General features: G+C 74.1%; 17 protein-coding genes and 1 pseudogene. 5 read left to right on the top strand and 13 right to left on the bottom strand.

What is annotated here, in order from left to right; translation table 11 throughout:
- Window positions 1-7: 7 nt before the first annotated feature.
- Window positions 8-169, bottom strand: a complete 162-nt coding sequence (locus R2S09_RS11195; RefSeq protein WP_306184314.1) for a hypothetical protein — start codon at window positions 167-169, stop codon at window positions 8-10.
- A gap of 329 nt (window positions 170-498) precedes the next feature.
- Window positions 499-1,317, bottom strand: coding sequence for a rhomboid family intramembrane serine protease (locus tag R2S09_RS11190; RefSeq protein ID WP_306184313.1), 819 nt, complete (start codon window positions 1,315-1,317; stop codon window positions 499-501).
- Window positions 1,318-1,470: 153 nt separating this feature from the next.
- Between R2S09_RS11190 and R2S09_RS11185 the strand changes: the two genes are divergently transcribed.
- Window positions 1,471-1,761, top strand: coding sequence for a hypothetical protein (locus R2S09_RS11185; RefSeq protein WP_189901675.1), 291 nt, complete (start codon window positions 1,471-1,473; stop codon window positions 1,759-1,761).
- A gap of 75 nt (window positions 1,762-1,836) precedes the next feature.
- Here the strand turns inward: R2S09_RS11185 and R2S09_RS11180 are convergent, their stop codons facing one another.
- Both R2S09_RS11180 and R2S09_RS11175 read right to left on the bottom strand, forming a co-directional pair.
- Complete coding sequence (locus R2S09_RS11180; RefSeq protein ID WP_306184312.1) at window positions 1,837-3,264, bottom strand: FAD-dependent oxidoreductase; 1,428 nt, start codon at window positions 3,262-3,264, stop codon at window positions 1,837-1,839.
- 27 nt (window positions 3,265-3,291) lie between these two features.
- Window positions 3,292-4,278 (bottom strand): DUF4349 domain-containing protein, encoded by a 987-nt coding sequence (locus tag R2S09_RS11175; RefSeq protein WP_306184311.1) that lies wholly within the window; start codon window positions 4,276-4,278, stop codon window positions 3,292-3,294.
- 471 nt (window positions 4,279-4,749) lie between these two features.
- On the opposite strand from R2S09_RS11175, the gene hemG reads away from it, so the two are divergent.
- Both hemG and hemQ read left to right on the top strand, forming a co-directional pair.
- Window positions 4,750-6,225 (top strand): protoporphyrinogen oxidase, encoded by a 1,476-nt coding sequence (gene hemG, locus R2S09_RS11170; protein WP_316740673.1) that lies wholly within the window; start codon window positions 4,750-4,752, stop codon window positions 6,223-6,225.
- A 5-nt stretch (window positions 6,226-6,230) separates the two neighbouring features.
- The gene (hemQ, locus tag R2S09_RS11165) at window positions 6,231-6,962 is read left to right on the top strand and encodes a hydrogen peroxide-dependent heme synthase (protein ID WP_306184309.1); all 732 of its coding nucleotides are present in this window, start codon (window positions 6,231-6,233) and stop codon (window positions 6,960-6,962) included.
- Between the two features lie 153 nt (window positions 6,963-7,115).
- Here hemQ and R2S09_RS11160 read toward each other — a convergent pair whose 3' ends face one another.
- The 5 genes from R2S09_RS11160 to R2S09_RS11140 all read right to left on the bottom strand — a co-directional run bounded on the left by R2S09_RS11160 (window position 7,116) and on the right by R2S09_RS11140 (window position 11,604).
- On the bottom strand, window positions 7,116-7,901 hold the full coding sequence (locus R2S09_RS11160; protein WP_316740672.1) for a TIGR04222 domain-containing membrane protein: 786 nt from the start codon (window positions 7,899-7,901) through the stop codon (window positions 7,116-7,118).
- Window positions 7,902-7,998: 97 nt separating this feature from the next.
- Entirely contained in the window at window positions 7,999-8,799 is an 801-nt protein-coding gene (locus tag R2S09_RS11155) for a DUF4142 domain-containing protein (RefSeq protein WP_316740670.1), read from the bottom strand.
- A 235-nt stretch (window positions 8,800-9,034) separates the two neighbouring features.
- A complete protein-coding gene (locus R2S09_RS11150; protein ID WP_316740668.1) occupies window positions 9,035-10,381 on the bottom strand; it encodes a DUF692 domain-containing protein in 1,347 nt (448 codons plus the stop codon).
- Between the two features lie 151 nt (window positions 10,382-10,532).
- Complete coding sequence (locus R2S09_RS11145) at window positions 10,533-10,829, bottom strand: hypothetical protein (protein WP_306184304.1); 297 nt, start codon at window positions 10,827-10,829, stop codon at window positions 10,533-10,535.
- A gap of 52 nt (window positions 10,830-10,881) precedes the next feature.
- Window positions 10,882-11,604, bottom strand: coding sequence for a peptidyl-tRNA hydrolase (locus tag R2S09_RS11140; RefSeq protein WP_316740665.1), 723 nt, complete (start codon window positions 11,602-11,604; stop codon window positions 10,882-10,884).
- Between the two features lie 45 nt (window positions 11,605-11,649).
- Between R2S09_RS11140 and R2S09_RS11135 the strand changes: the two are divergent.
- Window positions 11,650-12,513, top strand: a pseudogene (locus R2S09_RS11135) (ATP-binding cassette domain-containing protein); the annotation flags it as partial.
- 146 nt (window positions 12,514-12,659) lie between these two features.
- Window positions 12,660-13,331, top strand: a complete 672-nt coding sequence (locus R2S09_RS11130; RefSeq protein ID WP_316740661.1) for an ABC transporter — start codon at window positions 12,660-12,662, stop codon at window positions 13,329-13,331.
- On the opposite strand, the gene R2S09_RS11125 is transcribed toward R2S09_RS11130, so the two are convergent.
- The 4 genes from R2S09_RS11125 to R2S09_RS11110 all read right to left on the bottom strand — a co-directional run bounded on the left by R2S09_RS11125 (window position 13,323) and on the right by R2S09_RS11110 (window position 17,355).
- Window positions 13,323-13,550 (bottom strand): hypothetical protein, encoded by a 228-nt coding sequence (locus R2S09_RS11125; RefSeq protein ID WP_316740658.1) that lies wholly within the window; start codon window positions 13,548-13,550, stop codon window positions 13,323-13,325. The genes R2S09_RS11130 and R2S09_RS11125 overlap by 9 nt on opposite strands.
- Before the next feature lie 68 nt (window positions 13,551-13,618).
- Entirely contained in the window at window positions 13,619-14,503 is an 885-nt protein-coding gene (locus tag R2S09_RS11120) for a polysaccharide deacetylase family protein (protein WP_316740656.1), read from the bottom strand.
- A 94-nt stretch (window positions 14,504-14,597) separates the two neighbouring features.
- Window positions 14,598-16,211 (bottom strand): FAD-dependent oxidoreductase, encoded by a 1,614-nt coding sequence (locus R2S09_RS11115; protein WP_316740654.1) that lies wholly within the window; start codon window positions 16,209-16,211, stop codon window positions 14,598-14,600.
- 127 nt (window positions 16,212-16,338) lie between these two features.
- On the bottom strand, window positions 16,339-17,355 hold the full coding sequence (locus R2S09_RS11110) for a slipin family protein (RefSeq protein ID WP_306184296.1): 1,017 nt from the start codon (window positions 17,353-17,355) through the stop codon (window positions 16,339-16,341).
- Window positions 17,356-17,437: the final 82 nt, after the last annotated feature.

Raw genomic sequence — 17,437 nt, 5'->3', positions numbered from 1 at the left:
TCCACGGCTACTTCCGCACGAAGTTGGGTCCGGCGTCGGAAGCGGGGACCACGTGGGACCCGGTGGCCGCCGGTGCTGCCGGTGCCGCGCTCGACTCGGTGACGACGAGCCCCGTCAGCGCGGTGACGCCCAGCATCAGCAGGGCGGTGCGAACGGCCAGTTTTCCCATGGGATGTCCCTTCAGTCGCTGTGTCCACGGTTACGCCTGAGGCGCTTGGGCCGAATCCTGTAACCGTCCCCCGGCTGGAACGAGCGCCGACGGACGAGCCCGCGCCTCGCGACGTCCCGCTGGTCGGTTCGGTCGGTCGCGGGCCGGGAGCCGTCAGAAGTGCCCTCGGCATGCATCACTGTCGCCGATCCGGTTCCCGATCGGTTCCCGGGCGGCTACCCGTGCCGGTCGGGTGCTGTGGACAGGGTTGCGCGGTCGGGACAGGGCCGTCACCGCGATGGCGGGCCCGCCCCGCCGTCCGCGTCCGGGCAGCGCACCGGGCTCCCGTGTCACCAGCCCGGACGGGCCCGCCTTCCGAAGACCGGGCCCTGTGGTCGCGGCGGCGGTGGGGTGCCGGGGCGCAGCGGCAGCGCGATCAGCATGCCCGCGACGAAGCCGACCACATGGGCCGCGTACGCCACGGTGCCGGCGCTGGAGACGCCCTGGCCGGAGGAGTACAGCGCCTGGAGCACGAACCAGAAGCCCAGCACGATCCAGGCGGGCAGCCGCAGCGGCAGGAAGAGCAGGAACGGGACCAGGATCCAGACCCGGACCCTCGGATACAGGACGAGATACGCGCCCAGGACTCCGGCGATCGCCCCCGACGCGCCGATCAGCGGCTGGCCGGAGCCGGAGTTGAGCAGCGCGAAGCCGTACCCGGCCGCGTAGCCGCAGGCCACGTAGAACAGCAGGTACCGCACATGGCCCAGGCGGTCCTCGATGTTGTTGCCGAAGATCAGCAGGAACAGCATGTTGCCCAGCAGATGCAGCCAGCTGCCGTGCAGGAACATCGCCGTGAACACCGACAGCTCGGCCGACTTGTCGTACGCCGGCGGGCCCAGCACGCAGCCCGGCCCGTGTATGCCCACGCCCACCTCGCCGGTCGGCACCAGCGACGGCATCCGGTGCTGGATCAGCTCCCGCGGCACCAGGGCGTAGTGCTCCGTGAACGCCTCCAGATGGCACAGCTGCGCCAGCGTGCTGCCGCCCGCGACGGAACCGGAGATGCCCGGTGTGCTCAGGAACACGACGACGTTCGCGGCGATCAGGGCGTACGTCACCCAGGGGGTGCGCCGCACCGGGTTCAGATCATGGACGGGGATGACCACAGGGAAGTACTGCCCCCGATACGGCCGGTGAATCGGTGAACGCGGTCGGCCGCCGGTCCGTATGTCCCCCTGACACAAGCGGCCGTCCCCGTGACACACGGCGGCGCGGCGGCCACGCGCGACACGGCGACACGATGAGGCGAGGAGCAGGCGATGAGCGACCGAGGAACCCCCGCGATGCACGCCCTGCCCGACGGCGAGGCAGAGCTCTCCCTGGTGGTGCGGCTGCCGTGGGAGGACGTCGCCCGGCTCGGCCAGGAGGCCGGGCGGCTGGCGGCCCAGGCACAGCGGCCGGTGACGCTGGACGAGGCCGTCAGCCACCGGCTGCGCTCCACCCGTCCGCCGGCCGCGCACGCCCGGCCGGGCGGGGAGCAGCAGGCCACGACGACGGCCACCAGCGCCTCCGTCTCCTCGCTGCCCAGACTCAACGGCAGCACGGCGTAGCCCCGGAGCGGGTGACGACCGGGAGCGGGTGGCAGCGGGTGACCACCGGGAGCGGGCGACGGTACGGCGCGGTGCTCAGCGCGCGCCGTCGCGGACCTTCGCCGCGGCCTTCCGGGCGGCCACCAGCACCGGGTCCCAGACCGGTGAGAACGGCGGCGCGTACCCCAGGTCCAGCGCCGTCATCTGCTCCACCGTCATGCCCGCCGTCAGCGCGACCGCCGCGATGTCGACGCGCTTCGCCGCGCCCTCCCGGCCCACGATCTGCACGCCCAGCAGGCGCCCGGTGCGGCGTTCGGCGAGCATCTTCACCGTCATGGGGGAGGCGCCCGGGTAGTAGCCGGCGCGGCTCGTCGACTCGATCGTGACCGTCTCGAACTGCAGCCCGACCCGGCGGGCGTCCTTCTCGCGCAGCCCGGTGCGCGCGATCTCCAGGTCGCACACCTTGCTCACCGCGGTGCCGACCACGCCGGGGAACGTGGCGTAGCCGCCGCCGACGTTGGTGCCGATGACCTGGCCGTGCTTGTTGGCGTGAGTGCCCAGCGGGACGTAGCGCTCCTGTCCCAGGACCAGGTCGAGGACCTCCACGCAGTCGCCGCCCGCCCAGATGTTCTCGTGCCCGCGCACCCGCATCGCCAGGTCGGTGAGCAGCCCGCCGTGGGCGCCGAGCGGCAGCCCGGCCGCCCGCGCCGGTCCCGTCTCGGGGCGCACGCCGATGCCCAGCACCACCACGTCCGCCGGGTACTCGGCGTCCTGCGTGGCCACCGCCCGGACCCGGCCGTCCGCACCGGTGAGCACCTTGGTCACCTCGGCCTCGCCGGCCATGGTGATGCCGAGGCCCACCATGGCCTCGTGCACCAGGCGGCCCATGTCCGGGTCGAGGGTGGACATCGGCTCGGTGCCGCGGTTGACGACCGTCACCTCGTAGCCGCGGTTGATGAGGGCCTCGGCCATCTCCACGCCGATGTAGCCCGCGCCGACCACGACGGCCCTGCGGCCACGCGTGCGTGCCAGGGTGTCGAGCAGCGCCTCTCCGTCGTCCAGGGTCTGCACGCCGTGCACCCCGGGGGCGTCGGCGCCGGGCATGGCGGGGCGGATCGGCCGCGCCCCGGTGGCGATCACGAGTTTGTCGTACGGCGTCCAGTACTCGGCGCCGGAATCGACCTCCCGCGCGCGGACCCGGCCCGCGGCCACGTCGATCTCCGTCACCTCGGTGCGCATCCGCAGCTCGATGTCCCGGGCGCGATGCTCCTCGGGGGTGCGGGCGATCAGCCGGTCCCGCTCGTCGACGTCGCCGCCCACCCAGTAGGGGATGCCGCAGGCCGAGAACGAGCTGAAGTGGCCGCGTTCGAACGCCACGATCTCCAGCTCCCCGGGCCCGCGCAGCCGGCGCGCCTGCGACGCCGCGGACATCCCCGCGGCGTCGCCGCCGATCACGACCAGCCGCTCCCGTGCCGCCCGCGCCCCGCGTACGGTCCTGTCATCCCTCGCACCGCTCATGTCCATGCGAACACGCTACGGCCGCAGGTGATTTCAGTCGCGCGTGCTCCGCTCCTCCCGGGCCGGAGGCTCACCCTGCGGAGGCACCGGCCGGGCGGCGGGCAGCGGACCGAGCGCGGTCGTCGCGGGCGCCGCGCCGCCCGCACCCGCCGCATCCGCCGTACGGCGCGGCAGCCGGGGCCGTACGACCCGCAGCCACAGCAGGGCGAGCAGCGCCGCCGTGACGGCGAACGGGAGGACCGCGCCGAGGGCGAGGGCGATCCAGCGGACCACGGTGACGAACACGTGCCAGCCGCCGCTCAGCGCGTCCGCGAAGCCCGGCTCGTCGTGCGTGGCGGCCTTCTTCCGCACCGGTGTCTCGGACAGCGACAGGGTGATGGTGGCCAGGCTCGTACGGTCCTTCAGGGACGCCTGCTGGGCGAGCAGCGACTCCAGGTCGGCCTCGCGGCGGCTCAACTCGCTCTCCAGGCTGACCACGTCGCTCAGGTCGCTCGCCTTGTCCATCAGGTCGCGGACCCGGGCCACGCTGGCGCGCTGCGACCTGATGCGGCTGTCGACGTCGACGACCTGGTCGGTGACGTCCTGGGCCTGGGCGGTGCGCGAGACGAGCTTGCCGGTGCCCTGCAGATCGGTGAGGACCTCGTCGTACCGGTCGGCGGGCACACGCAGCACGACACGGGTCTGCTCGTGCCCCGCCTCGTCGCGGGTGGTGTTCTCGTCGCCGATGTAGCCGCCCGCGCTCTCGGTGGCCGCACGGGCCGCATCGAGGGCCTTGGGCACGTCCTTGACCTCCACGGTCAGGGAGGCGGTGCGGATGATGTGGCTGGTGAGCTTCGGCGGGGCGGTGGCCTTCGCGCCGGAGGCCGTGCCGCCGCCACGGCCCGAGGCGCCCCGCTGCGCCTCGCCCCCGGCGGCGCTGTCGGCCGCGGACTTGCCGGAGGAGTCCGCGCCGCCACCTCCCGCGCTGCACCCGGTGACCGCCAGGGCCGCCGCGAGCAGCAGAGCGGCCAGGGCGGACACGGGACGAGCGGAACGCCGGACAGGACGCGGGACAGGACGCCGACCGCGGTGTCGGTCACGGTGTCGGTCGGAAGGACGTGGGAGACGTCGTGCGCGCATGTGGTGTACCCCCGGGGGTCGTCGTGACGGGTGGCGTCGACATGGACGTTCCTTCGACGCCCGGGCCCTGCGGGACGTTGGCCGAAAACGGTTCCGATGCGGTCACGGTCGGGACTCGTGACGGACACCGCCAGGGCCTGCCCGGCGGATCAAGGTGCAGGCAAGTGTCGGCGCCGATCAACTCAGGTGAGCGGGGGCTGGCGCGTCCAGATGCAAGGCGGAGGAGGGCGTCGACGCGGAGCGTCGGCAACCGACGACAACGCCGCAGACGGGCGTGCCAGCCCCCGCGTCTGCGCCATGATCCGCCGGACAGGCCCTGGGGGGCGTGGGGGCGACGCGGGAGTGTCAGCGGGGTCTGAGAAAGTGGAGGACATGAGCGCAAGGGGCAGGGGCATGGGGCATGTCGTCGTCATCGGGGCCGGGATCGCGGGGCTGGCCGCCGCGCACCGGCTGCTGGAGCGCGGGGCGCGGGTGACCGTGCTGGAGGCGGCGCGGCGGGTCGGCGGCAAGCTGCTGCCCGGCGAGGTCGCGGGTGTGCGCGTCGACCTGGGCGCCGAGTCGATGCTGGCCCGCCGGCCCGAGGCGGTGACCCTCGCGCGCGAGGCGGGCCTGGCGGACCGGCTGCAGCCGCCCGCCACCGCGACCGCCTCGATCTGGACCCGCGGCGCCCTGCGCCCCATGCCCAAGGGGCATGTGATGGGCGTCCCCGGCACCGCCGCCGCGCTCGCCGGACTGCTCTCCGACGAGGGCCTGGCGCGCATCGAACGCGACGCCGACCTGCCCCGCACCGAGGTCGGCGACGACGTGGCCGTCGGAGAGTACGTGGCGGCGCGCCTGGGCCGCGAGGTCGTCGACCGCCTGGTCGAACCGCTGCTCGGCGGGGTCTACGCGGGCGACGCCTACCGCATCTCGATGCGCTCGGCCGTGCCCCAGCTCTTCCAGGCCGCGCGGACGCACGACTCGCTGACCGAGGCCGTCCGCGAGATCCAGGCCCGGGCGGCCGGGGCTCAGCAGACCGGCCCGGTCTTCATGGGCATCGAGGGCGGAGTGGGCCGGCTCCCGCTCGCCGTGGCCGAATCGGTGCGCGCACGCGGCGGCGAGATCCTGACCGGGACACCCGTGACGGAGCTGCGCCGGGAGGCGCCGGCCGAGCCCGGGGCACCGGCGGCCTGGCGGGTGGTCGCCGGGAACCTGGTGCTGCACGCCGACGCCGTGGTGGTCGCCACGCCCGCGCCGGCCGCCGCCGAGCTGCTGCGCGCCGAGTCGCCCGAGGCGGCGGCGGAGCTGCGGGCCGTCGAGTACGCCTCGATGGCCCTGATCACCCTCGCCTACCGCCGTGCCGACGCCGCGCGCCTGCCCGAGGGCAGCGGTTTCCTGGTGCCCCCTGTCGACGGGCACACCATCAAGGCCTCGACCTTCGCCTCCCGCAAGTGGGGCTGGATCGCCGACGAGGACCCGGACCTGGTGGTGCTGCGCACCTCGGTGGGTCGCCACGGCGAGACGGAGATCCTGGGACGGGAGGACGCCGAACTCGTGGACGTCTCCCGGCGCGACCTGCGGGAGGCCACCGGCCTGGAGGCCGCACCGCTTCAGACCCGCGTCACCCGCTGGACCGACGGCCTGCCCCAGTACCTCGTCGGCCACCACGCGCGCGTGGCCCGCATCCGCGAGCACGTCGGCAAGCTCCCGGGCCTCGCGGTGTGCGGCGCGGTCTACGACGGCGTGGGCATCCCGGCCTGTATCGCGAGCGCCCACGCGGCCGTGGACCAGCTGCGGGGCGACCTGCGGGCTGTGCAGGAGCTCACCGCCCACCCGGTGCAGAGTCTGCACGGCGGAGCGGGAGAATAGGGACCATGAGTGACGACGCCTCCACCACCGAGTCCGGCAGGATCCCGAACAAGGGCAAGCTGGCCAAGGACCTCAACGAGGTCATCCGCTACACGCTGTGGTCCGTCTTCAAGCTGAAGGACGTCCTCCCCGAGGACCGCGCGGGCTACGCCGACGAGGTCCAGGAGCTGTTCGACCAGCTCGCCGCCAAGGACGTGACCATCCGTGGCACGTACGACCTCTCGGGTCTGCGCGCCGACGCCGACCTCATGATCTGGTGGCACGCGGAGACCGCCGACCAGCTGCAGGAGGCGTACAACCTCTTCCGCCGCACGAAGCTGGGCCGCGCGCTGGAGCCGGTGTGGTCGAACATGGCGCTGCACCGCCCCGCCGAGTTCAACCGCTCGCACATCCCGGCGTTCCTCGCCGACGAGACGCCGCGCAACTACGTCAGCGTCTACCCGTTCGTGCGCTCCTACGACTGGTACCTGCTGCCCGACGAGGACCGCCGCCGCATGCTCGCCGACCACGGCAAGATGGCCCGCGGCTACCCGGACGTGCGCGCGAACACGGTCGCGTCCTTCTCCCTCGGCGACTACGAGTGGGTCCTCGCCTTCGAGGCCGACGAGCTGCACCGCATCGTCGACCTGATGCGCCACCTGCGCGGCTCGGAGGCCCGGATGCACGTGCGCGAGGAGGTCCCGTTCTTCACGGGCCGCCGCAAGGACATCGCGGACCTGGTCGCCGGCCTCGCCTGATCACCGCTGATCACCGCTGATCACTTCAGTCCGGTCGCCGGCCGTCCCTCACTTCCAGGGCCGGCCGGCGGCGGGGTCGGCGTGGGCGGTGGCCCGCCCGGCCGGCGGCCTGCGCGGCCGCCGCTCCGCACGGAGGACGCCTGTCCCGGGCGGTCACTCCCGCCAGGGCTGGTCGCGGTGGGCGAAGGCCGCGCGCAGTTCGGGTTCGCCGATCGCGCGGACGCCGCGCACGGCCACGGAGGCCAGGTACGTGCGCTCGTCACCGTCCCCCTTCGCGCGCCGGGCCAGCGCGCCGAGCAGCCGCTGCCCGGCCGGAGACGCCCAGCGTGAGTAGGGATGGGCCTCGACCCGGGCTATGCCCAGACAGCTCAGGGTGAGCGCGAGCGGCAGCGCGAACCAGAGGGCGACCAGATCGCGCGGCATCCCGGTCGGACCGGGCAGCAGGAGCGCCGCCGCGCCCAGCGCGAGGACGGCCAGCGCGGCACCCCGCACCTGGCGGATCCCGGCCGCGACCGTCGACGCCGTGCCCTCCGGCACGGCCAGCCCCGCGCTGACCAGCCGGTCGGCCAGGCCGCGCACCGAGTCCGCCGCGGCCGCGGCGGCCCGTACGGGAGCGATCCGGGACTGTCCCTCCGGGCCGATGGCCCCTATGACGGACCGCTCGATCTCGTCCCGGCCGTGCGGATCGACGACCGTGGCCCAGCCGGTGTGCGCGAGCCATAGTCGGCGCTGGCGCGCCATGGAGACGAGCGTGACGTCGGCGACGCGCGCGGGACCGCCCGACAGGAACGCCGCCTCGTACAGCGTCAGCTCGTGTCCCCGGCCCACGGTCGCGTCGTGCGTGTAGACGGCCGCCGCGCGTACGGCGGCCAGGCACAGCCGTGTGCACGCCGCGCCGGCGACGGCCCAGGCCAGCAGCAGGAGAAGGACCCAGAACATGACGCGTTTCTATGCCAGAGGTGTGGGAAACTCCATGCCCTGTTCACATTCCGGACGGAGTGTGGTCGGTATGTGACGTTCCGTTTGTTTCGCGAGGTCAGGGTGTCCGCGCCCGCGCGGCAGGGGGCGGGCTGGAGGCGGCGGGCGGCAGTGCGTACGTCGGCGAGCCCGGCGCTACGGACGGGGTGACCGGGACCACCTCGCCGGGCCCGACGCCCGGGACGGCGGTGTCGGAGGGGTCGGCGGTGGCGGGGTCACCGCTCGCGGCCAGGTCGCGGGCCAGGGCGGCGAAGTCGACGAACCCCGTCGCCTCCAGGACCTTGATGTGGTCCAGCACCGTCGTGTTGGCGTCGTCGGCGAGGTCGCGCACGAGTGAGTTCTGTGTGCTCGCCCGCACCTCGGCGACGAGCGAGAAGACCTTGCCGTGCGCGAGCCGCAGGATGTTGGCGAACCTGCGGTCGTAGTCCTCTCCGTGCGCCGCGTCCAGCGTGTCCAGCCACTGGTTCTGCTGGACAGTGGGCTCGTTGGGCAGGGTAAGGCCCAGCCGGGCGGCCACGTCGCGCACCCGGTGGTCGAGGAAGGTGTGCCCCTCCACGAGGTGCCGGCCCGCCGTCCGTACGGCGTCGGTGGTGCCCTTCTCCTCCGCCTGCTGTCCGGCGGGCAGCTCCCACAGCCCGGCGAGCCTCACCTTCGTCACGAAGTCCCGGTCGAGCTCGGACAGCGGCCCGTACTGCGTCGCCACGGTCCGGGCGCTCAGCAGGTCCGCGGGCGTGGCGGGCCGGTGGGCGTACGACCAGAGCGGGACGAGCAGGGCCACCACGGTCCCGGCCAGGACCGAGACGATGACGCCGGTCCCGCTGAAGAGGCCTCGGCCCTTCACGGGGGGTCGCGGTCGCATGGGTGCCTCCTGTCGCGGCACCGCACGTCAGTGCGCTTCGGGGTGGGTGTGAAGGCTTGGCATATTACTGCGGCGAGCGCGACGGCCGACGGGCGGGAGAAAACGGCCGTAACGAGTGAATCAGAACGAAAGGTGGCGAAGCGTGGCGGCGCACAAGCCGGCAAACTGCGTGAAACCCGGCACGAAGTGCCTGGTGCCCCGCACTGTTAAACCGCGCACACCGCCACCGCCACCGTCAACGCCGCAGCAGTACCCGCCGTGCCGCCCGGGCCGCGCGTATCGCCGGCCTGGTGGACCTCGGGGCCGGCCCCGACCGGCCCAGCCACCACTCCCGCAGCTCGCGTCGGACGCCGGCGTCCGTAGGGCGGCCGTCCAGGAGCAGGGACTCCACGAAGTCCATCGCGTCCCGCCGATAGCCACCGCGCATGGGATGCCGCTGCGCGTACGCGAGGAACGCCGCCCGGTACCCGTCACCGAGGATCACGGGCAGCTCGGGTGCGATCTTGGCGACGACACCGGCCCGCTTGGACGCCAGCGCCCGCGCCTGGACGCCGAGCCGTACGCGGTCGAACCCCTCCGGGGCGGGCGTCCCGGCGACCAGGGCGGACAGCAGTGCGGTCTGCGCGAGCGCGAGCCGCTGACGCGCGGGACCGGTGCCGGTCGTCGCTGTCGCCGGCAGGTCGGCGGCAGCGGACGCGCGCGCGGACCCCTGGGGCGGGGCGGGGCAGGCGTCGGCGGAGGACCGTGCGGCGGACGTACGGCCCGGCCCCACGGCCTCGCGGATCGCGCTCAGCTCCCGCTCCAGCTCGCCCGGTTCGGGGAAGTTCTCGTCCCGCTCCAGCAGCACGCCGGGCGGCGACACCCGGGCGGCGAGGTCGGTCAGGACGTCCAGGACCGGCCGGGGAACGGGGTGGGCGTGACTGTCGTGCCAGACGCCGTCCCGCTCGTATCCGCCCGCCACATGGACGTACGCGATCGCTTCGAGCGGAAGTTCGGCCAGCGCCTTGGCCGGGTCCTCACCCTGGTTGACGTGGTTCGTGTGGAGGTTGGCGACATCGATCAGCAGCCGCACGCCGGTGCGGTCGGCCAGCTCGTACAGGAACTGCCCCTCGGTCATCTCCTCGCCCGGCCACGACAGCAGCGCGGCGATGTTCTCCACGGCGAGCGGCACGGGCAGCGCCTCCTGCGCGATCCGGATGTTCTCGCACAGCACGTCGAGGGCGTCGCGGGTGCGGGGCACCGGCAGCAGATGCCCCGACTCCAGCGGGTCCGACGCGGTCAGCGGGCCGCCCGCCCGGACGAACGCGATGTGCTCCGTCACCAGCGGCGCGCCGAGCGCCTCCGCCCGCTCGGCGAGGGCGTTGAGCCGGCCCTCGTCGGGCCGCTCGGCCCCGCCGAGGCCGAGCGAGACCCCGTGCGGCACGACGGTCACCCCGCGGGCCCGCAGGCGCAGCAGCGACTCCGGCGGATGCCCGGGGCACACGTTCTCGGCCACCACCTCGACCCAGTCGACGCCCGGCATGCGCTCCACGGCGTCCGCGATCTCCGGCCGCCACCCGATCCCCGTCCCCAGCCGCTCCATCGTCGCTCGTCCCCCTCACTTCCTCGGTGACGGGGGTATGGCCCGGGCACCGGGCCGCGAACCGCACCGCCCGCACCTTCAGAGGAACATTTGAGCTTCACCCACCGCCCGGAGGGCCGGGGGCGGGCGGCGATGTGCCGGACGCCGACCGTCACGCCGCGTCGAAGTCCGACCGCGGCCGGACCTCCACGATGAAGTCGGCGTCATCCATGTCGCCCTCCTCGACGTGCCAGACGAAGACCCGCACGTGCATCGCGTGGTGGAGGCCGATCCTCTCCCACTCGCCCATCAGGTCGGCGACGATCCGGCCGATGGCGAACCTGGCACCCTCGGGCGAGTCGGAGGCGGTGATCGCACCGTGCCACCGCTCGGCGTCGCCGTAGGGCCGCCAGCCCTCGGAGCCGTGCGGCTCGAACACCCGGTACACCCAGTCCGTGTTGGTGTTCATAACACCGATCCTGTCACCGAGGGGCCTGATGCGCCGCATCGGATCAGCGGACTCAGCGAAGGGATCGCAGCGCGGGGTGGTCCGCGATCACCGTGCAGGAGCCGGGGGCGATCTCCGTGAAGCCCGCGTCGCGGACCAGGGGGAGGCCGCTGGTGGTGAGTTCGTGCCAGTGGGCGGGGTCGGTGGTGCGGACGGTGAGAGGGAAGCCGGCGTCCTGCCAGGCGGTGCGCTGCTCGTCCGTCAGTTCCCACCAGGCGAGCTGGGCGCCGTGGCCGGCCTGTGCCATCGCCTTGCCGGCGGACATCTCCAGGCCGGGGTTGAGCCACAGCACCGGGGTGCCGGGGTCGGGCCGGGCCGGCGGTTCCGGGTCGTCGAGGTCGGTGCCCGAGACCTGGAGCTTCGCCAGGTCCTTGGGCCAGCCGTCCAGCGGGACGGGCGGGAAGACCCGTACCTCCGCCGTCTTTCCCGCGACCGTGATGCCGGGCAGGGCCTCGGCCCGCCGCCACTCCGCGCCGCGCGCCCGCCGCACCACCTTGCGGATCCGCGCGTCCTGCCAGTCCCGTACGGCGCTCGCCCACTCGCCCTCGCCCGCCGAGCGCTCGTCGCCGAGCAGCACCAGCACGGCGCGGGCCGCCGTCTCCAGCGCGTCGGTACGCGCCGGGGGAGCGGCCCGCTCGATCCGGACGACCAGCGGCAGCACGAACTGCGGGGCCAGGTCGCGCGGCGCGGGCTCGGTGCGGAACGGGCTGTCGGAAGCGGGAGTCTCGTAGGTCACGCCCTCAAGTGTGCCAACCGCGGTGCGCGCGAGAGGATGCCCCCCATGCGAGACGATCTCCGGCTGGACGGTGTCGGCCGCCGCTACGGCCTGCGCGGTCCCTGGGTCCTGCGGGGTGTCGACCTGGCGATCCGGCCCGGCACCCTGACCCGCGTCGAGGGCGCCAACGGCACCGGCAAGTCCACCCTGCTGCGCCTGCTCGCGCGCGTCGACGCCCCCACCGAGGGCCGGGTCACGGGCCGCCCGCGCACGGCCTACGTCCCCGAGCGCTTCCCGGCCGCGCTGCCGTTCACCGCGGCCGGCTACCTCACGCACCTCGGCGCGGTGCACGGTCTGTCCCGGCCGGCCGCCGCACGCGCCGCGGGGGAGTGGCTGGAACGCTTCGGGGCCGCCGCCCACGCCGCCTCGCCGATGACGGCGCTGTCCAAGGGCAGCAGCCAGAAGGTCGCCGTGGCCCAGGCGCTGCTCGCCGCCCCGGAGCTGCTCGTGCTGGACGAGGCGTGGACCGGGCTGGACGCCGGCGCGCGGGCCGAGCTGGAGCGGGCCGTCGCCGAGCAGATCGCGGGCGGTGGGGCCGTGGTGTTCGTCGACCACGACCCGCACCGCCTCGCCGGAGCATCCGGCGTGACGTACACGGTGCGCGACGGTGCCCTCGAACGCCGTACGGAGAGCGACTCCCCGGCCCCGTCCGGCCCGCACGTCCTCGTCGAGGCGCAGGGGCCGCCGGACGGGCGTCTTCCGGTCGCCGGGCACCCGGGGGTGACCTCGGCCGAGGAGATCGCGCCGGGCACCCACCGGCTCGCGGTCCGTGCCTCCCACTCGGACGTCGTGCTGCGCGCGCTGCTGACCGCCCGCCCGCCGTGGCACGTGGCCCGCGTGACCGCCCACCCCGCGGACGCCGGTGCCCGCCGTGCCGCCCACGGCTCCGGCCCCGACCACCCCGGCCCCGACCACCCCGGCCCCGACCAGTCCGGGCCCGACCAGTCCGGGCCCGACCACTCCGGGCCCGGCCCCTCCGTCTCCGATCGCTCCGGTCCCGACCAGGAAAGCCCTCGATGACCGCCCTGATGCGCTACCAGGCCGCCCTTCTCGTGCGCTCGCAGCGGTGGCTGCCGCCGTTCATCCTCTACGCGGCGTTCCTCGCCGTCGGCGTGCAGAGCGGCCAGCCGGTGCTCGACTCGGTCGGTTACGCGGCCGCCGCCCTGCTGCCCGTCGCCGCCTGGCTGGTGCGGATCTGTGTCGGCGGCGAGCCGCCCGCGGCCCGTACGTGCGTCGCGGCGGCGGCCGGGCCCGCGCGGGCTCATCTGGCCTGCGTGTTCGTGGCACTGGCGGCGTCCGTGGTCCTGGGCACGGCCGCGACCGTCGTCGTCACGCTGGTCAGTGACCCGGCCGGCACCGACCACCGCACCCGGGTGCCGATGCTCCAGGCGGGCGGGGCCGGGCTGCTCGCCGCGTTGGTCTGTGCCCTGCTCGGGACGGCCGTCGGCGCGGTCACGAACCGCCCCGTGCTGCGCTCGACCGGCCGCGCGGTGCCCGCGATGCTGCTGGCGGCGCTGCTGTCGATGGTGACGGCGGGCTCCCCGGCGCAGGCGGCCGTCAGCGGCCTGGTCACCGGTTCGCGGACGGGCCGTGTCCCGCTGCCGCTGCTGCCGCTGGCCGGTGCGGCGCTCCTCGCGGCGGCGGCGATCGCCGCGAGCTGTGCGCTCACCGGGCGCAGATCACCCTGAGCAGGCCGTACGCTGCGCCTCCTGCCACTCGCAGACCGGGCAGAGAGTGATCCCCTTGTACGACTCCGGGTACTCGGTCGGCTCGCGGCACAGCACACACTCCGCGTACGGCGGCCCGTCGGCCTTCGGCGGCCTGGCCGCGTCGATCAGGCAGTAGCCGCCGCTGTCGCCGCTGTCGCCGCCGGTGCGGTCGGTGCGGTCCTCGTGGTCCTCGCTCATGGCTCCAGCCTAGGACGGCGGCGATCACCCTGGTCCGTCGTGCGCGATCAGGAGTTGGTCGGGGGTGGTCAGGAACGGCCGGTCGTCGCCCGGATCATGTCGGACACCTTCACAAAGCGGTAGCCCTGCCTCCGCAGCTGCGGCACGACCGCCCGCACGACGCGCTCGGTGGTCGGGGCGGCGCTGCGCGTGCAGTGCATGATCACCACCGAGCCCGGCCTCACCCCGTCCAGCACCTGCCGGGTGACGGCGTTCGCGTCCGTCGCGAACGCGTCCCCGCTCACCACGTCCCACTGCACGGCGGTGACGCCGAGGCCGCCGAGTGCCCGCAGCGCCCTGTCGTCGTAGCAGCCGCCGGGGAAGCGGAAGTACGGCATCACGTGCCGCACGCCCGCCTTGCGGAACGCGCTGTCGGCGTTCTCCACGTCGGAGCGCATCCGGTCCGCGGCGATGGTGGGCAGGCCGTAGCAGTCGCCGGTGAAGGCGTAGTGGCTGTAGGAGTGGTTGGCGAGTTCGAACAGCGGGTCGTTGCCGATGGAACGGGCCTCGTCCGGGTACTGCGCGGCCCACCGGCCGGTCATGAACACGGTGGCCGGGACCTTCAGGGCGCGGAGCGTGGCGATGAGCGCGGGGTTGTCGAAGTGCTCGCCCGCCGCCGCGCGCCGTCCCTCGTCGGCGGTCATGTCGGCATCGAAGGTGAGTGCGACGATCTTGCCCTTGGTCCGCGGGCCGTTGACGAAGACCGGGGTCAGGCCACCGGGCCGGGAGGCGAGCGTCGGCGGCGCGGAGGGGGCGGCGGCCGAGGGCCTGGCGGGGGCCGGGTGGCCGGCGGCGGGGGACGGGTGCCGGGTGCCGGGTGCATGCGCGGTGCCGCAGGCGGCGACGGCGGTGAGGGCGGTGAGGGCGGCGCTCAGGGCGCAGGCCGCAGTGATTCGTCGTACAAGTGAGATCACCGGATGAACGTAGAACGATCTCCGGTCGTATGAACGGCAGCGCGGCCGTGCGGTCACCCGCCCGGGGGTCCCGTGCCGGACACGGCCCCGCCCGTCACCATGTCCTGCGCTCCAGCGGCTTGGTCGCCGGGCCCTGGAGCACCTGGCCCTCGGTGTCGAAGCGGGAGCCGTGGCACGGACACTCCCAGGCCCGCTCGGCGGAGTCGAAGGAGACCAGACAGCCCAGATGGGTGCAGCGGGCGGAGAGCGCGTGCAGGTTGCCCTCGTCGTCGCGGTGCACGGCGTAGCGGTCGGCGCCGGCACGGACCACGGCACCTCCGCCCGGCGGTATCGCCTCCACGGGCGGCGCGGGCCGCAACCGGTCGCCCACGAAGTGCCGGGCGACCTCCGCCTGCGTCCTGAGGAACGTCGGAGCCTCGCGCACCGCCGTCCGCACCCGGCGAGGGTCGTACAGCTCCCGCCACGCGCAGTCCCGACCGGTGATCAGCGCCGTGAGGAGTCGCCCCGCCATCATGCCGCCGCTCAGCCCCCAGCCGCCGAAACCGGTCGCCACATACGTGTGGCGGGCGCCCGCGTGCAGCGGCCCGACCATCGGCACCGTGTCGGTGGGGTCGATGTCCTGGGTGGCCCAGGCGTGGACCAGGTCCACGCCGGGGAAATGCTCCCGCGCCCAGGCGGCCAGACGGTCGAAGCGGGCCGGGGTGCCGGCGCTGCCCGGCGTGAAGTGCTCCCCGGTGACCACGAGCAGCCGCAGCCCGTCCACGCGGTCCGGTCCGTCCGTGCCGTCCGGCCCGTCCTCCGCGTACGGCCCGTACGGCGCGGTACGCACCGACCGGGTGCCCTCCTCCGGAGTGATGTACATGCCCCCGGGGTCCCGGCCGGACTCGATCGGCCCCGCGACGACCAGTTCCCGGCGCGGGGAGAGCCGGGCGAACAGCAGCGCCCGGTCGAAGATCGGGTAGTGGGTGGCGACCACCACGTCCCGGGCCTGCACCGTCGCGCCCGTCGCGGTCGTCACCCGGCACGGTTCGCCCTCGGTCAGACCGCGCACGAGGGTGCCCTCGTACACCTGTCCACCGCGCTCCAGCAGGTCCGCCGTCAGGGCCAGCAGGTACTTGCGCGGATGGAACTGCGCCTGCCCGGCCACCCGGACCGCCCCCGCCACCGGGAACGGCAGCCCGGTCTCCGTCACGAACGACGCGGGCAGCCCCGCCTCCCGCGCGGCCTCCGCCTCGGCCCGCAGCTCCGCGACCCTGCCCGGGTCACGGACGTAGGTGTACGCGCTGCGCGGCTCCCACTCGCACTCGATGTCCAGCTCGTCCACCAGCGCCTCGGCGTGTTCGATCGCCTCGGACTGCGACCGGGCGTACAGCCGCGCCGCCTCCGCGTCACGGGTGCGCCGCAGCTTGTCGTAGATCAGCGTGTGCAGCGCGGTCAGCTTGGCGGTGGTGTGCCCGGTGACGCCTGCCGCCACCCGCCGCGCCTCCAGCACCGCCACGCCCAGGCCGGCCCGCGTCAGCTCATAGGCCGTGCTCAGGCCGGCCACGCCCGCGCCGATCACCACCACGTCGACGTCCAGGTCCTCCGCCAGCGGGGGACGGGCCGACGGCCCCGGAGCCGTCTCCACCCAGTACGAGCCACTGACGCGCCGCTGCTCGTGTCGCCCACCGGGCTGCTCCTGCGCCCCTTCGTGTCTGTGTTCGCTCATGGCCGCCGGGTACCCCGGCCGTACCCGCCCGATCGCTTGCCCACCGGGGCAGCGAGCCTGAGTGAGGGCGGCCGAGCGGCGTGGGCGCCTCAGCTGCCCGATGGCCCCATGGCGCGATGACGCGTCCTCACTGATCAGGCGGCCCCGCCGAGGCGGCGTCGGCGGCGGCCCGGACGGGCGCGATCGAGGCGGGATCCAAGGGGGGTTCGGGCGCCCCGTCCAGGGCGGCGGGCTCGGGCTCGCCGTCCAGGCGGGCTTCGCCGGCTCCTTCGGCTCCGGCTTCTGTGGAGCCCGCCGGTGCGGAAGCGTCCACGGCCGCCGTCTCCGGGGGTGGGGTGAGGCCGAGCGGCCTCGGCGTCTCCGGTGCCGGCGGCACCTGGGGCTGCCCCTGGGCCTTCTCCAGGAAGCGCAGCAGCTCCACCGGGAAGGGCAGGACCAGTGTGGAGTTCTTCTCGGCGGCGACCGCCGTCACCGTCTGCAGCAGCCGCAGTTGCAACGCCGCCGGCGTGTCCGCCATCTGCTGCGCCGCCTCGGCCAGCTTCTTGGACGCCTGGAACTCGGCGTCGGCGTTGATGATCCGGGCCCGCCGGTCCCGGTCCGCCTCCGCCTGCCGGGCCATGGACCGCTTCATCGACTCCGGCAGGGAGACGTCCTTGATCTCCACACGGTCGATCTGCACACCCCACCCGATGGCCGGGCTGTCGATCATCAGCTCGAGTCCCTGGTTGAGCTTCTCGCGGTTGGACAGCAGGTCGTCCAGATCGCTCTTGCCGATGATCGAGCGCAGCGACGTCTGGGCCATCTGGGACACCGCGAACCGGTAGTCCTCGACCTGGATGACGGCGTTGGCCGGGTCGACGACCTTGAAGTACACGACCGCGTCCACCCGCACGGTCACGTTGTCCCGGGTGATGCCCTCCTGCGCGGGGACCGGGAGCGTGACGATCTGCATGTTGACCTTGTACAGCCGGTCCACGAACGGGATGATCATCGTGAAACCGGGCGGGCGTACGCCACCGATGAACCGCCCCAGCCGCAGCACCACACCGCGCTCGTACTGCTTGACGACCCGCGCCGACGCCGAGAGGTACACGAGACCCGTGCAGCCCGCGGCGATCACGGCGGTCAGTAGGTCCTGAAGCATGATGACGACTCCTCGCCCAGTCGTCCGTGCGCCCGTTCGGGGCCTTCATCAACCATATGCCCCGTCACAGGGCCGTGAGACC

The organism is Streptomyces sp. MK7, assembly GCF_032658145.1.
In the GTDB taxonomy this organism is placed as follows: domain Bacteria; phylum Actinomycetota; class Actinomycetes; order Streptomycetales; family Streptomycetaceae; genus Streptomyces; species Streptomyces spiralis.
The sequence above is the reverse complement of the archived record's forward strand: the minus strand, read 5'-3'. Positions and strand labels throughout refer to the sequence as shown.

What these genes read in the sequence shown, in the direction of transcription:
- R2S09_RS11195 (WP_306184314.1), bottom strand. Translation starts at nt 169, where the DNA reads ATGGGAAAACTGGCCGTTCGCACCGCCCTGCTGATGCTGGGCGTCACC.
- R2S09_RS11185 (WP_189901675.1), top strand. Translation starts at nt 1,471, where the DNA reads ATGAGCGACCGAGGAACCCCCGCGATGCACGCCCTGCCCGACGGCGAG.
- R2S09_RS11180 (WP_306184312.1), bottom strand. Translation starts at nt 3,264, where the DNA reads ATGGACATGAGCGGTGCGAGGGATGACAGGACCGTACGCGGGGCGCGG.
- hemG (WP_316740673.1), top strand. Translation starts at nt 4,750, where the DNA reads ATGAGCGCAAGGGGCAGGGGCATGGGGCATGTCGTCGTCATCGGGGCC.
- hemQ (WP_306184309.1), top strand. Translation starts at nt 6,231, where the DNA reads ATGAGTGACGACGCCTCCACCACCGAGTCCGGCAGGATCCCGAACAAG.
- R2S09_RS11160 (WP_316740672.1), bottom strand. Translation starts at nt 7,901, where the DNA reads ATGTTCTGGGTCCTTCTCCTGCTGCTGGCCTGGGCCGTCGCCGGCGCG.
- R2S09_RS11155 (WP_316740670.1), bottom strand. Translation starts at nt 8,799, where the DNA reads ATGCGACCGCGACCCCCCGTGAAGGGCCGAGGCCTCTTCAGCGGGACC.
- R2S09_RS11150 (WP_316740668.1), bottom strand. Translation starts at nt 10,381, where the DNA reads ATGGAGCGGCTGGGGACGGGGATCGGGTGGCGGCCGGAGATCGCGGAC.
- R2S09_RS11145 (WP_306184304.1), bottom strand. Translation starts at nt 10,829, where the DNA reads ATGAACACCAACACGGACTGGGTGTACCGGGTGTTCGAGCCGCACGGC.
- R2S09_RS11130 (WP_316740661.1), top strand. Translation starts at nt 12,660, where the DNA reads ATGACCGCCCTGATGCGCTACCAGGCCGCCCTTCTCGTGCGCTCGCAG.
- R2S09_RS11125 (WP_316740658.1), bottom strand. Translation starts at nt 13,550, where the DNA reads ATGAGCGAGGACCACGAGGACCGCACCGACCGCACCGGCGGCGACAGC.
- R2S09_RS11115 (WP_316740654.1), bottom strand. Translation starts at nt 16,211, where the DNA reads ATGAGCGAACACAGACACGAAGGGGCGCAGGAGCAGCCCGGTGGGCGA.
- R2S09_RS11110 (WP_306184296.1), bottom strand. Translation starts at nt 17,355, where the DNA reads ATGCTTCAGGACCTACTGACCGCCGTGATCGCCGCGGGCTGCACGGGT.